This window comes from Halomonas sediminis, from assembly GCF_044871105.1.
Taxonomy (GTDB): domain Bacteria; phylum Pseudomonadota; class Gammaproteobacteria; order Pseudomonadales; family Halomonadaceae; genus Vreelandella; species Vreelandella zhuhanensis.
Map to the genome: position 1 here is coordinate 631,957 of NZ_CP085246.1, position 14,550 is coordinate 646,506.

The window sequence follows — 14,550 nt, forward strand, 5'->3', positions numbered from 1 at the left end:
TGCCCCGAATTTTTTATTTCAAGGCGTTTTCAAGTATCGCCAGGCGCCCCGGTTGCAGGGCGTCCTCAACTGCCGTGATACGCAGAATATGCCCCAAGGCTGGATTGACCGGGCGTGCGATCAAGCGTCCGGCATCGAGCAATTCACGGTTGATGCGCTCGGCCAGCGCCGCACTGGGCAGGCGAATGCCGATGAAGTTGGTGGCGCTGGGCAGGACATCGGCCCCCAACCCCTGAAAGTGCGCAGCTAACCGGGTGCGACGCGTCTTTACCGCCTGGATATGCGCCTTTACCTCCTCGGGGTGGTCGAGCACCACTTCCGCCGCGGCCTGGGTCAAGGTTGAAACTGCATAATGGATGCGGACTTTCATCATCATGGCCAAGGTGTCCGGTTCGGCAATTGCATAGCCGATACGCAAGCCGGCCAGCCCATGCGCTTTCGAAAGCGTGCGCAGGCGGATTACACCGGGAATCACTTCAGAGGCAAAGGGGCTTTCGGCATCATCGCGAAAGTCATGGTAGGCCTCATCCAACAGCAGCCAGCAATCCTTGGGCAAGTCGGCGCGCAGGCGGTGGATATCCTCGTCACGATGCAAGTGGCCGCTGGGGTTGTCAGGGTTGGCCAGATATACCAACCGGGCCTGTTCGCGCTTGGCGGTCTCCAATAGCGCATCGATATCCGGGGCCAGCACACCGGGGGCTTCACGATAAGGCGTTTCGACCAGACGGCAGCCTTGGCCCTGGGCAAAGTATCCGAAGGTGGGGTAGGTCCCTTGAGCGCTGACCACTGTTGTGCCGGGTTCGGCGACGGTGCGCAACGTCAGGGCAATCAGGCTGTCGGCACCGGCATCCACCAGCAGCGCATCGAACGGGATCGTCTGCTGGCGGCTTATCCGCTCGCGCACGCCCACGGCTTCCGAATCGCCATAACAATACACATGCTCGACCATGGCATCGCCGAAATGACGCCGAAGCGCGGCATGAGGCATGTCCAGACCTTCGTTCGACCCCAGGCGATGGGGAATCTCATGGCCGAGACGCCGCTCGAGCACCTTGATGCCGGGAAACGGATTGTTGGGGCCGGAGCCGGTCAAATGCGCGGGGTAACGGGGCATAATGCGATCCTGAATCTCATGAATGATGCAGCGGGGAATCTTGCCAAGGCCTCAGCCTAAGCAGTTCCCCGCTTGGCTTCAACGCCGCTAGCAGGGAGGGGGATGTCGTCACGCCAATCCTGTAGCGTTTTTAGCGGCGTTCAGTCCTGCTCCAGAAATTCACGCAGTTGCTCGCTTGCCTGGTCGATACTCACCACACCATCCAGATGGCCCCGGTTACCTTTCAAGGGTTGAATATCCACCTGGGTGCCGTCGGCTTCTATCAGTTCCGCCGTCCGGCGCACGCCTTCGGGAGTGAATATCAGGTCTTTCTCGCTGTACAGCATGAAGGTGGGTGCATCGATTGCAGCGAGGCCTTGTTCCAGGCTATCACCGTGGCCGGCAATGAACGCCTGGTTGGCTTGAACCAGATAGAGCAGATGATTGGCGTCGGACTGTTCCGCGCGAGCGGCGGCAAGCTCATCCAGGGTCTTCTCGAGGGCATAACGGGCGTTGATATTGCGTGCAGGGTCAGCGTTCTGTTCCGCCCAGCTGCGATCAAAGGTGTCGTTGAACCATTCCGGATGATTGGCATCGATGGTGACCAGCTTGAGTGCTTCCTTTAACCCATCCAGGGGGGGGTGATCATCGTAATAATCGCCTTCGTTCCAGTTGGCATCCAGGCGAATGGGCGCCGCCCAGGTGCCGAGCTTCGTCAGCAACCAAGGATCGGTGACGCCGGCGCCGATCACTGAAATCAAGCGTTCCACCTTGTCCGGGTAGGCACTGGCCCATTCGATGGCCTGCAAGGCCCCCATGGAGGCGCCCATCACGGCATGCAGTTGGTCGATATCCTGGCTTTCCAGCAACTCACGCTGCACCTCGACGAAATCGCGAATGGTGACCATGGGGAACGCCATCCCCCAGGGCTCGCCGGTAGCCGGGTTGATCGAGGCCGGCCCGGTAGTGGTGACATTGGGGTCGTGGGCATTGAGGTTGACCAGGGTATCCGAAGAGATAATGTAGTAGCGGTCGGTATCCAGCGGCTTGCCAGGGCCGATGATTGAATCCCAATAGCCGTTGTTGTCGCCATCCTCTTGGTAACGACCGGCGGCATGGCTGGTGCCGGAGAAGAAATGGGTAATTAAAATGACGTTGTCACGGGCTTCATTGAGAGTGCCGTAAGCTTCCCAGCCCACCTTGAGATCCTGGATGGTGTCACCGCCCTGCGTTGCGTATTCCTCCATCTCGAATAGCTGTTTTTCCACTACGCCGTCCCAGGCGTAGGCGGATTGGGAGGCCAGCAGACCGGCGCCTACAAGCATTCCCCATATCAACGACGCAGCCGGGCGCTGGGCAGAAAAATTCACATCATTCGCCAAACCGCTAGATCCAGAAAACCAGGCCATAATGGCTCCTTTCAGGTGATGAGCGTCGTGGTTGTTATCCCGTGATCCCAGCATAGTCGAGCCTGGGGATTCAGGTTCAACGCGAGCATTCAGTTAAAATGCCAGCTTTGGCACCTTGCGCCATGATCAGCTGTCATACAGATGAACTCCTATTGTTTCGAGGGCCATGTCTTGCCAGAGCCTAGCGCTTTTACTACCGATAACGTGCATGCGGCCAGCGAGGCCTTGGTGGAATTTGTGCAGCGCCATCCCAGGCTGTGGGTGATTACCGGGGCGGGCGTGAGTACCGATAGCGGTATTCCCGACTACCGCGATGCGGCTGGACAATGGAAGCGCCCGCCGCCGGTACAGCATGCTGATTTCATGGGTTCCCACAGCGTTCGTCAACGCTATTGGGCACGCGCCCTGGTGGGATTCAAGGCGCTGAGCGATGCCAAGGTGGGGGGTGCTCATCAGGCACTGGCGCAGCTGGAAGCCTTGGGCCATGTGGAGCAAGTGGTGACCCAGAACGTCGACCGCCTGCATCAGCGCGCCGGCTCGCGGCGGGTGGTGGACCTGCATGGACGAGCGGATCTGGTGGTCTGCATGCAATGCGATTACCGCATGATGCGCCATGCCCTGCATGCGGAAATGGCCCACTTGAACCCGGCCTTTGCCGCCCTGGATGCCGGCCATGCTCCAGACGGCGACGCCGACCTTGAAACCGACTTCAATACCTTCCAGGTACATGACTGCCCGCGCTGTGGCGGTATCTTCAAACCCGATGTGGTGTTTTACGGTGACGTGGTGCCGGCATTAAGGCGTGAACAGGCTCAAGCCGCACTCGACCGAGCCGATGCGGTTCTGGCAGTGGGCACGTCCTTGATGGTGTTTTCCGGTTACCGCTTCTTTCGCCATGCCCACGCCCGCAAGCTTCCCCTGGCCGCGCTCAATCTGGGGGTTACCCGCGCCGACCCCCTGTTATCGCTCAAATTGAACGCCCCCTTGACCCCGGTCCTGGAAGCGACGGTCAAATGCCTGCAGTCCACCTAGCGGGCTTTAGACACCCATTCATTGCCTTTTAACCACAACCGCCAAGGGGCTTCCCGATGTTCGGATTCGGCGTAACCGATACCCACCCTGGGGCCATGGGCGATCTGTGGTTTGAAACCAGCGGATCGAGGGCTGGCCCATAGCTGAGTTCCCAAGGTCAGGTCGTGGCCATAAAGCGATTTATCCACACCCAGCGCTCGTGTCAGCTTGCCCGGCCCATTGCTAAGTTGCTTGCCTTTGGCGGAGCGTAGCAGGCGCATTTGCGGCTCCCCCAGCACCGGTTCCACGGCACGCAGCAGGACGCCACACGGATAACCGTCACGCAAAGTGATGAAGTTGAGCATGTGGTGCATGCCGTAGATCAGATATACATAGGCATGGCCGGGTGGGCCGAACATCACTTCCGTGCGCGCGGTACGCCCCTTGGCGGCATGGCAGGCACTGTCATGCGGGCCCATGTAAGCCTCCACTTCGACGATACGTGCCATCAAATGCAGACCGCTTTCCAGCTCGCGAACCACATGACATCCCAGCAGATTCTCGGCGACCACCAGGGTGTCGCGGGCATAGAAGTCGCGCGAGAGCGGGGTCATATGGGGTGGTATCGCAAGCGTGGCAGGCATTTAAGCACTCCTTGGGAAACGGCTTTCTAGCAGTGACTCGTCTAGGCTGGGTACTTTTATTCCGCCTGATTTTTCTGGGACGGAAAGCCTGACTTGGCCACTCGGGTATGTCTGTTAGGCTAATGCGTATATGCACAGTCAATACGACAACAGGAGATGCTCATGTTCCTTGATTTCGAACACCATTATCGGCAGTTGCCACAGCGTTGCTGGACGGCCTGCGATCCTACCCCGGTGCCTGCGCCACGCTTGATTGCATTCAATGCACCGCTTGCCCAGCAACTGGGAATGAAAGAGTCGCCTGACCCCGAACAATTGGCCAAGTGGGTGAGCGGCAATCAACTGCCTCCCGGTGCCGATCCTTTGGCCATGGCCTATGCCGGGCATCAGTTCGGTACCTTCGTTCCTCAATTGGGCGATGGCCGCGCCCTGTTGCTGGGTGAGGTGCGCGATGGGGAAGGGCGGCTGCGTGACATTCAACTCAAAGGTGCCGGGCGCACGCCGTTCTCCCGAGGTGGCGATGGCCGCGCACCGCTGGGTCCGGTGCTGCGTGAATACCTGGTCAGCGAAGCCATGCACGCCTTGGGGATTTCCACCACTCGAGCGCTGGCGGCGGTGACCACCGGCGAACGGGTACATCGGCGAACCTTTGAGCCCGGTGCGGTGTTGACTAGGGTGGCCTCCAGCCACATTCGGATCGGCACCTTCCAGTTTCTGGCCTACGTAGGCGATGAGAAGAGCCTGCAGGAGCTGGCCGAGCACAGCATCGAACGTCATTATCCCGAGCTTGGCGAACTGCCGAACGATCAACGTTACCTAGCCTTGTTCGATGCCATTTTGCAACGCCAAGCGGCTTTGGTGGCGCAATGGATGGGCGTCGGTTTCATTCATGGGGTGATGAACACCGACAACATGAGCGTGGCTGGAGACACCATCGATTACGGTCCTTGTGCGTTCATGGACCGTTATCATGCCGAGACCGTCTTCAGCTCGATCGATGAAGGCAAGCGCTATGCTTACCACAACCAGCCGACTGTCGCCCAGTGGAACCTGGCTCGCCTGGCGGAAACCCTGCTGCCGCTGATCGATAATGACGGTGACCGAGCCGTGGAAAGGGCGACGCAGGTCCTTCAGAGCTTCCCCGAGCATTTTCAGGCGCAACGCCAGGTCATCATGAGCGCCAAGTTGGGCCTTGAAAAAGACGACCCTGAGGCGCTTTCCCTGGGTGATGACTTTCTGGAGCTCATGCAGGCCGGGTGGATGGACTTCACCTTGAGTTTCGATCGGCTATACCAGCTGGCAGCCAGCGAAGACGACAATGCCCGGCGGGCCGCCCATGAAGCCCTCTTGGCGCTTACCCAAGCCCCCGAGCCACTTGAAGCCTGGCTTTCGCGGTGGCAAACCCATCGTCAGGAACATGCCACCCCCACACCGGCCACCCTGGCTCGAATGCGCCACGCCAACCCTTTGATCATTCCGCGCAACCACCGGGTGGAAGAGGTGATCGCCGCTGCCGTGGAGCAAGAAGATTTCACTCCCTTCGAAACATTGTTGGCTTTGGTGACACGGCCGTTCGAAGATACTCAGCAGGCACGTGACTGGGCCGTTCCGCCTGCGCCCAGTCAAGAAGTGCTACGTACTTTCTGCGGCACTTGAATCAGGTGGTAAAGCGCTGACGCGGCCTTGCGTTGAAACACTGTAAAAGGAGCTGAGCTAATCTACTTGACGTCAGAGGTGTCGACGCTTAGCTTTTAATGTAGAAATTTTGCGTGATCGTCTGAATTTTATGACGTCACCGCGCCACCTTCACGCCGCGGGAAAATCGATGCCGACTAATACGAATCTTTCCAGTTCCGATCACTCGACACCCTTGGTTCGCTTTGACGCCGTACAGAAGACTTACGATGGCGAAAATCTGGTCGTCAAGGATCTCAATCTTTCCATTCATAAGGGAGAATTCGTTACCTTGCTGGGGCCTTCAGGCTCCGGCAAGACTACCTGCCTGATGATGCTGGCCGGTTTTGAAGTACCTACCAGCGGCGATATCTTCCTCGAGTCCCAGCGCCTCAATAGCGTGCCGCCCCATAAGCGTAACTTCGGCATGGTGTTTCAGAACTATGCGCTTTTCCCGCATATGACGGTGGAAGAAAATATTCGCTACCCGCTGAAAACCCGCCGCCTGCCTGCCGCCGAAATCGAGCGTAAGGTATCCGACATTCTCGACATGATTCAGCTCAGGGAATTCGCCAAGCGGCGCCCGACACAACTTTCAGGCGGCCAGCAGCAACGGGTGGCATTGGCTCGTTCGCTGGTGTTCGAGCCGCAATTGATCTTGATGGATGAGCCTCTAGGTGCCTTGGACAAGCAGTTGCGCGAGCGAATGCAGCTGGAGATAAAGCATCTTCACAAACAGCTCGGGCTGACGGTGGTTTTCGTGACCCATGATCAAAGCGAAGCCTTGACCATGTCCGACCGAGTGGCGGTCTTCAACGATGGCGTCATCCAGCAGATCGACACCCCTACCAATCTTTACGAATTCCCTGCCAACGCTTTTGTGGCCCAGTTCATCGGTGAGAACAATACGCTGCCCGGTCGTGTCGAGTCGGTACAGGGGCGTGATTGCCGGGTGAGTTTCGGCGAAGGTTTCAGCACCGGGGCGCTGCTCGGCCCGAATCTTGCGCAAGGCGATGCCACCCGGCTTTCGATCCGCCCCGAACGAGTCAAACTCAACGGTGCCGCGACCCAACTTCCCAATCGCCTCCAAGGCAAGGTGCACGAATTCATCTACCTGGGTGATCACCTGAGGGTGCGCTGCGAGCTGGCAGGCAACGATGATTTCGTGGCTCGCGTTCCCGTGGATGATTTTTCCAGCCGCTTGCAGCCGGGCGATATCGTGGAACTCGGTTGGCGAAACGAAGATGTTCGCGCCTTGAACGCTTCCTGATAGCTGGTTTTTTGTCTAACCGCTTAGCTTTACAGAACAAAAATTGTCCACCGCACGACTTCCAACGTGCACTTTCGATACCCATGAAAGGTCGCTTGCGACCAGGAGAATGGCATGAAAAAAAACAACCTTATGCGTACCCGTCTGGCCCGTAGTGTGGCGGTTAGTGGTTTATTGACAGCGGGGCTGGCAGCATCCGCCGGTGCGCAGGCATTGACCGTGATCTCCTTCGGTGGCGCCTCCGGCGATGCCATGCAAAAGGCTTACTACGGGCCCTTCGAGGAAAAGACCGGCATCGAACTCACCCCTGGCGATTATAACGGTGAGCTTTCCCGTATCCGCGCCATGGTCGAGACCGGTAACGTCAGCTGGGATCTGGTGGAAATGGAGTCGCCCGAAATGGTGCGCGGCTGTTTCGAAGGGTTGTTCGAACCTATCGACTGGCAGCGTCTGGGGCTTGGCGATGTATTGATCGATTCAGCCTTTGATGAATGCGGGGTTGGCTCCTTCGTGTGGTCCACGGTACTTGCCTACGATGCCGATGCCCTGGAGGCCGCTCCAGCTTCCTGGGAGGATTTCTGGAATGTGGAAGACTTTCCGGGCACCCGTGGCTTGCGTCGCGGTGCCAAGTACACCCTGGAATTTGCGCTGATGGCCGATGGAGTGCCCAACGAAGAAGTCTATGACGTCTTGATGACCGAGGAAGGCGTTGACCGTGCTTTCGCCAAGCTCGATGAACTCAAGGATCACATCCAGTGGTGGGAAGCCGGAGCTCAACCGCCTCAGTGGCTGGTCGCCGGTGACGTGGTGATGACCTCTTCCTACAACGGCCGCATCGCCGCCGCCCAGGAAGAGGGCAATAACCTGGAAATCGTCTGGGACGGCAGTCTCTACGACCTGGATTATTGGGCGATTGTCTCGGGCAGCGATAACGTGGATGAGGCCTATCAGTTCATCGAATTCGCCAGCCAGCCCGAAAATCAGGCGGTATATTCCAGCGAAATTCCCTATGGCCCGGTGCATCCGGACGCCATCGACCAGCTCGATGAAGAGCAAGCTCGGCGCATGCCGACGCATGCCGACAACCTGGAAGGCGCCCTTGCCATCAACACAGGCTTCTGGGTGGATTACGGCGAACAGTTGGAACAACGCTTCAACGCCTGGGCGACACACTGATTCAAGGCGCCTGCAGCGGTCTTCGGGCCGCTGCCCCTTCTCTTGAACGTCACGGCTCTGCCGGGGCGTCATCATATTCTTCGCTGGGGGTGGCATGAGCACAAATGCGGTAGCAGCGAGGCCGGAGGCTCCGCCTGAAGCTAATCTCAAAAAACAGCTCAAGCGTGCCGATCGGCTGCGCAAGTTCAAGGCCATCGGTCTGGTAGCGCCGCTCGCCCTGTTCTTGATCGTGGTCTTTGTGCTTCCCATCGGCAGCATGCTGTGGCGTAGCGTGGATAACACCGAGCTTGAATCGGTCATGCCAAGAACCGTGGCCGGGTTGCAGCAATGGGATGGCAGCGACCTTCCGGAAGAAGCCACCTTGGCGGCGTTCGCCGCTGAGTTGCGCGACTCACGGCGTGGCGGAGGATTGGGCAAGGTCGGTCGGCGTCTCAACTATGAAGATAACCAGTATCGCGGTTTGTTGATGCGTACCCTGCGGGGACTTCCGGCGAGCAGCGAGAACTGGACGCAGACCCTGATCGAGATCGATCCGGCATGGGGCGAAACCACCACTTGGCGCGAGATTCAGCGAGCGTCACCGCCGGTCACGGATCGTTATGTCCTGGCATCGCTGGACCTGGAGCGTGGTGCCGACGGTGAGATTCAGCGCATCGATGCTCAGGATCGCATCTATCAGTCGGTATTCAAGCGCACCATGGTGATTGCCGGTGGGGTGACCTTGATCTGCCTGGCGCTGGGCTTTCCGCTGGCCTATCTGTTGGCGACGTTACCGCCCAAGACCAGCAATCTGTTGATGATACTGGTGCTTTTGCCGTTCTGGACCTCGCTTCTAGTACGCACGGCAGCCTGGATCATCCTGTTGCAATCCAATGGCCTGATAAACCAGAGCTTGATCGCTACGGGGATAATCGACACGCCGTTGCAGTTGGTGTTCAACCGCATCGGGGTTTTCTTTGCCATGGTGCATATCTTGCTACCGTTCATGATATTGCCACTTTACAGCGTGATGAAGGGTATCTCGCCCAGCTATCAACGCGCGGCGGTATCGTTGGGGGCGCATCCTTTTGCCGCCTTCTGGCAGGTCTATGCGCCACAGACGATTTCCGGGGTGGCGGCAGGTACCATTCTGGTGTTCATTATGGCGTTGGGTTACTACATCACTCCGGCCCTGGTGGGTGGCCCAGCGGACCAGATGGTCAGCTATTACGTGGCCTACTATACCAATACCACCAATAACTGGGGCATGGCAGCGGCACTGGGTAGCATCCTGCTGGCGTTGACCTTATTGCTCTATCTGGTTTACCACCGTCTGGTAAACCGCAAACAGCTGATCAGGAGTTAAGTGATGGCCTTGCCTCCTTATGCCTCACCGGTGGAAAAGCTTTGGTTCTGGATATTCCGCGGTTCCTGCGGCCTGGTCCTGTTGTTTCTGATTGCACCGGTCTTCGTAATCATTCCGCTGTCGTTCAGCAGCGGCTCCTTTCTCACTTATCCGCTGCCCGGTTTCTCGTTGCGCTGGTACGAAGAAATTTTCAGTGACGGTCCGTGGATGGAATCGCTCAAGAATAGCTTGATCGTGGCGCCGCTGGCGACATTGCTGGCCATGACGTTCGGCACCTTGGCGGCGGTAGGGCTCAATCGTGCGGACTTCCCCGGCAAGGGCCTAATCCTCGCGCTTCTGATCTCGCCCATGGTGGTGCCGCTGGTCATCGTGGCGGTGGGCATGTATTTCTTCTTCGCTCAGGTGGGCTTGCTCAACTCCTACACGGGGCTGGTGCTGGCGCATACTGTCCTGGGGGTGCCTTTCGTGGTAATCACCGTGAATGCCACCTTGCAGGGGTTCGATTTCAATCAGATGCGCGCGGGGGCAAGCCTGGGTGCCAACCCGGTTCGGGTATTCTTCACCGTGGTGTTGCCGCAGATCGTGCCGGGCATGGTTTCCGGCGGGTTGTTCGCCTTCGCCACTTCCTTTGATGAAGTGGTGGTGGCGCTGTTCATTGCCAGCCCCACCGAGCGTACCCTGCCGATCCAGATGTTTTCCGGGATTCGCGAGAATATCAGCCCGGCCATCGCCGCGATGGCTACCATTCTGATCCTGCTTTCGACATTGCTGTTGATTACCATGGAGTTTCTGCGTCGGCGCAGCGAGAGGCTCAAGGCCGCGCCTTGATCAAGCTTGATTATGACGTCTCTTTCACTATTCCTGATTCGTGGTAGTCTGTGATTATGTACAGCTTGTCAGGGTCAGGGAGTGAACCAGGACGTTAGCCGGCGCAAGATCATTCATTGCGATTGTGACTGTTTCTTCGCCGCGGTGGAGATGCGCGACAACCCCGCGCTGCGCGATATGCCACTGGCAATCGGCGGGAGTATCGAGCGGCGCGGGGTGATTGCCACCTGCAACTATCCGGCGCGCCGGTTCGGTATCCATTCCGCCATGTCCACCGCCCAGGCGCTCAAGCGCTGCCCGCACTTGACCCTCATGCGCGGGGATATGGCCAAGTACAAGGCCGTGGCGCGTCAGGTTTTCGCCATCTATCGCGATGTTACCGAACTTGTCGAGCCACTGTCGCTGGATGAGGCGTTTCTGGATGTCAGTGACACGACGCTTTACCAAGGCAGTGCCACGCGAATTGCGCAGCTGATACGTCATCGGGTCGTAAGCGAAGTGGGCATTACTGTCTCGGCCGGGGTGGCGCCCAACAAGTTTCTGGCCAAGGTGGCCAGCGACTGGCACAAACCCGATGGCTTGTGCGTGATTCCTCCGGAGGAGGTAGATGCCTTCGTCCAGGCGCTTTCTGTCAAACGTATCAACGGGGTGGGGCCACGTACCGCGGAAAAACTCGCGGAATTGGGGATCGCCACCTGCGCTGATTTACGCCGCCGTTCGCTGGCTCAGCTGGTGGAGCATTTCGGTCGCTTCGGGCATCGCTTGCATGAACTCGGCTGGGGCCGTGACGACCAGCCGGTACGCACCTCGCGCGAACGCAAGTCGGTAAGCACCGAGCATACCTATTCGCAAGACTTGCCCGATCTGGCCGCCTGCCGAGCATGCCTGCCGGAGCTGCTTGCCGATCTGGATGCCCGCCATGGGCGACTTGCCCCGCCACGCGATATACGCGGACTGATCCTCAAGGTGAAATTCAACGACTTCACCCAGACCACGGTGGAACATGTTGCTCCAGTGTCGAGCCTGGCGCAGTTCGAGACGCTGTTGGAAGTGGGCTGGCAAAGAGGCAGCAAGCCGGTACGCTTGTTGGGAGTGGGCTACCGTCTGGCCGACGTGAGTGCCGAGGCGCAGCTTTCCCTGTTTTGACGACAGTTTTGACGATAATAGTTTTGAAGATAGTTTTTGAAGGCTGGCGTTAAAACAGTCGTATGATAGCCTTTGGATTCACTTGCCAATCACGAGTTCGCCATGACGTCTTCGCCTGCTTCTCCTCGGCCTCGGCTGGTATTCGCCCATGCCAATGGTTTTCCCGGCCTGAGTTATCGCAGCCTGCTGGCTCCTCTGGCCGAGCAATTCGATCTGCATCCGGTGGATCGTCTTGGGCACCATCCTCAATTTCCGGTCAACCACAATTGGGCCAATCTGGTGGATGAGTTATTGGCTCACCTGCCCGAGACGCAGGCACCGGTGCTGGGGGTCGGGCACTCGCTGGGGGGGACCCTGATGGCCATGGCTGCGCAAAAACAACCTCAGCGCTTCATGGGCGTCATCATGCTCGACCCGCCCTTGATGCTGGGGGTGGACGCCTGGGTCATGAAAGCCGCCAAACGATTCGGTTTCATTGATCGGATCACGCCCGCAGGCAAGACCCAGGGGCGGCGTACGTTATGGCCGAGCCGCGAGACCATGGCGATTTCACTGCGCAGAAGTGGGCTGTTTCGTCGCTTTACGCCCGAAGCACTTCACGACTACATTGAAGCAGGAACCCGAGTGTTGGATGACGGCAGAGCCGAGCTGACATTTGACCCAGCGGTCGAAATCGAGATATTTCGTCATTTGCCGGATCATCTATCGCGATTGCCCGAGCGCGCAGCGGTGCCGCTCCATGTGATTGCCGGTGATGAGTCGGACTTGTTGACGCCCGCGCGCATTAGGCGATTACGCCGATGTGGCGTGGCGCTCAGTATGGTGCCGGGTACTCATATGTTTCCGTTGGAACATCCAGAAGAAACTCGGCAGGCGTTGCTCAAGGCTTGGGAGCGCTTGAAAACTAGAAATTAAGGAGACGAATCATGTATCTTTCCGCGCAACTCAGCTATTACCCCCTGACCGACGATTTCAAACCCATCGTGAGCGAAATCGTCAAACGCCTGGAGCAAAGCGGCCTTGAGGTCTATCCCAACCGCATGAGCACGCAGGTATTCGGTGAGTTTGATGAGGTGATGCGAGTGGTTTCGGACACCATGAAATGGGCCTATGAAACCCACGGCAAGGCGGCGTTCACGGCCAATTTCATCGAAGGCGACCGCCGGCCAGGAAAGTGAAAGCCATTGACCTCCTCGCCGTCTAAAGAGGGTGTCGCGAAAGGGATAAAGCCGTAAAATGATTTCTCTTTTGCCTGAGAGCTTACCGTGACGACCGCATGTATGCCCACGCCTGATGACAGGCAGTTTTCGCTTTTTCAGGTGTCGCCTGCTTCGTCCACCCCATCCTCTCGCGTCACGGCAACCTCGTCGGGACGACGCTTTCTGCACGGTGATGCCACGGCGATCTTCCTGGGCATGACACCGCTTGAAGAGCATCTGAGGCAGGCCGGAATTCGCGCTCCTTTTGTGGTGGCCGACCTATTGGATGCCCAAGACTGGACACCCTTCGAGGATCGCTATGCCGCCACAGGACGTGCACCCTATGCGCCACGCGCGATGATGGGGCTGATTCTCTATGGGATAATGCACGGGGTCTCATCACTGCGGGCGCTGGAACGGCTGGCACGTGTCGACTTGGGATGCATGTGGGTGACCGGAGGCATCGCTCCCGATCATGCCAATATCGGGCGTTTTATCTGCCTGCATGAACAGGCCTTGGCGCAGGAGTTTTTCGAAGCGCTGACACGTACCGTTCTGGCCAGGACGGCGACATCCACCGCATGCCTGGCGGGTGACGGGACTGTGATCGAAGCTGCCTGCTCTCACTATCGTCTGCTCAGGGAGGAGGCGGTACGCACCCGGGTCAGTGACGCCCTGACACGCCATCAACAGACCCCTCTAGAGCAACAGGACGAGACCCGGCAGCAGCTGGATAGAGCGCACGCCTGTGAACAGGTTCTTGATGCGAGGATCGCGGCACGACGGCGCCATGGCAAGCGTACCGATACGGTTCGTGTCAGCCTGACGGAGCCAGAGGCCGCCATGCAGCGACAGAAGCGTGGACGCGGCTTTGCGCCGGCTTATACGCCCTCCGTCCTGGCCAATGAGGCACGGATCATCGTGGCACACGCCGTTGATCCCACGAGCGAGACGCGCGTGGTCGGTGAGCTGATCGATCAGAGCGAGCGCGTGGAACCCAAGACCCCACGCGAGCTTCTGCTGGATGCCGGCTATTTTGATGATGGCGTTATTAACGCGACACTGGCTCGTGATGTCAGCCTGCTTTGCCCGCCCAGGCCCAGTACCACTGACAAAGCGAAGGGCCTGTATCATAAAAACCTGTTCACTTACGATGCCGAACAGGATGTTTACTACTGTCCAGCGGGGCAGCGGCTTCAGCTCATCAGTCATACGCGAGCCTCGGCACGCTCGCGTGAGCAGTCGGTTTATGCCTGTGTCACCTGCGCGGACTGTCCGCAACGGATCGCTTGTACCCGTTCAGTCCGGGGGCGCCGAATCAGACGTTACCCGGAGGACGAGGCACGCCTGGCACTGCAACAGATCATGACCCACCCGGGTGCCCAGGCGGTATTCCGGCAGCGAAAGGCCATGGTCGAGCCAGTTTTTTCAGCGCTACGTCAGCAACAGGGACTGTCTCGCTTCCGGCGCCGTGGGCTGGCGGGTGTCAAACGCGAGTTTGCTTTGCATGCCCTGGCTTACAACCTGGCTCGCGCTGTAGCGCTGAGCCTTTATCATCGTCTCTGGGATCGGTTGTGGAGATGCCTGGGATTATCTTACCTAGCAACAAAGGAAATGATCGCGGCTGCCAGGGTGTGAGTGATGATGTCGTCCAGCCTTCGACGTCGCTGAGCATCGGTTTAGTTATGAGTCGTTAGGAGATTTGCGACAACCTCTAAAGGGCGGCGATTCTCGGTTATCACCTATCAGATTCAG

Annotated in this window: 13 protein-coding genes; 10 read left to right on the forward strand and 3 right to left on the reverse strand. The window is 58.4% G+C overall.

Translation table 11 applies throughout. From position 1 onward, the window contains the following. Positions 1-13 precede the first annotated feature (13 nt). Together LG290_RS03090 and LG290_RS03095 are read right to left on the reverse strand one after the other, a co-directional pair. Positions 14-1,114, reverse strand: a complete 1,101-nt coding sequence (locus tag LG290_RS03090; protein ID WP_499836209.1) for a pyridoxal phosphate-dependent aminotransferase — start codon at positions 1,112-1,114, stop codon at positions 14-16. Positions 1,115-1,254: 140 nt separating this feature from the next. Then, positions 1,255-2,463, reverse strand: coding sequence for an E22 family MetX-like putative esterase (locus LG290_RS03095; RefSeq protein ID WP_499836210.1), 1,209 nt, complete (start codon positions 2,461-2,463; stop codon positions 1,255-1,257). A gap of 180 nt (positions 2,464-2,643) precedes the next feature. On the opposite strand from LG290_RS03095, the gene LG290_RS03100 reads away from it, so the two are divergent. Further along, positions 2,644-3,534 (forward strand): NAD-dependent protein deacetylase, encoded by an 891-nt coding sequence (locus tag LG290_RS03100; protein ID WP_499836211.1) that lies wholly within the window; start codon positions 2,644-2,646, stop codon positions 3,532-3,534. Here the strand turns inward: LG290_RS03100 and LG290_RS03105 are convergent. After that, entirely contained in the window at positions 3,531-4,157 is a 627-nt protein-coding gene (locus LG290_RS03105) for a DNA-3-methyladenine glycosylase (RefSeq protein ID WP_499836212.1), read from the reverse strand. The two genes, LG290_RS03100 and LG290_RS03105, sit on opposite strands and share 4 nt — an antisense overlap. Positions 4,158-4,319: 162 nt before the next feature. On the opposite strand from LG290_RS03105, the gene LG290_RS03110 reads away from it, so the two are divergent. The 9 genes from LG290_RS03110 to LG290_RS03150 all read left to right on the forward strand — a co-directional run bounded on the left by LG290_RS03110 (position 4,320) and on the right by LG290_RS03150 (position 14,433). Then, positions 4,320-5,813: a protein adenylyltransferase SelO gene (locus tag LG290_RS03110; protein ID WP_160417434.1), complete on the forward strand. Its 1,494-nt coding sequence runs from the start codon at positions 4,320-4,322 to the stop codon at positions 5,811-5,813. A gap of 169 nt (positions 5,814-5,982) precedes the next feature. Beyond that, positions 5,983-7,101, forward strand: coding sequence for an ABC transporter ATP-binding protein (locus LG290_RS03115; RefSeq protein ID WP_160417433.1), 1,119 nt, complete (start codon positions 5,983-5,985; stop codon positions 7,099-7,101). Between the two features lie 114 nt (positions 7,102-7,215). Beyond that, a complete protein-coding gene (locus LG290_RS03120) occupies positions 7,216-8,277 on the forward strand; it encodes an ABC transporter substrate-binding protein (RefSeq protein ID WP_499836213.1) in 1,062 nt (353 codons plus the stop codon). A gap of 94 nt (positions 8,278-8,371) precedes the next feature. Further along, entirely contained in the window at positions 8,372-9,622 is a 1,251-nt protein-coding gene (locus LG290_RS03125; RefSeq protein WP_499836214.1) for an ABC transporter permease, read from the forward strand. A gap of 3 nt (positions 9,623-9,625) precedes the next feature. Then, entirely contained in the window at positions 9,626-10,450 is an 825-nt protein-coding gene (locus LG290_RS03130; RefSeq protein WP_499836215.1) for an ABC transporter permease, read from the forward strand. 150 nt (positions 10,451-10,600) lie between these two features. Next, complete coding sequence (dinB, locus tag LG290_RS03135) at positions 10,601-11,596, forward strand: DNA polymerase IV (RefSeq protein WP_499837012.1); 996 nt, start codon at positions 10,601-10,603, stop codon at positions 11,594-11,596. Between the two features lie 102 nt (positions 11,597-11,698). Then, positions 11,699-12,511 carry an alpha/beta fold hydrolase gene (locus LG290_RS03140; RefSeq protein WP_499836216.1) on the forward strand — a complete coding sequence of 271 codons (813 nt, stop codon included), beginning with the start codon at positions 11,699-11,701 and terminating at the stop codon, positions 12,509-12,511. Positions 12,512-12,522: 11 nt separating this feature from the next. Further along, positions 12,523-12,774, forward strand: coding sequence for a YkoF family thiamine/hydroxymethylpyrimidine-binding protein (locus tag LG290_RS03145; RefSeq protein WP_114488745.1), 252 nt, complete (start codon positions 12,523-12,525; stop codon positions 12,772-12,774). Positions 12,775-12,876: 102 nt separating this feature from the next. After that, positions 12,877-14,433 (forward strand): IS1182 family transposase, encoded by a 1,557-nt coding sequence (locus LG290_RS03150; protein WP_499834726.1) that lies wholly within the window; start codon positions 12,877-12,879, stop codon positions 14,431-14,433. Positions 14,434-14,550: the final 117 nt, after the last annotated feature.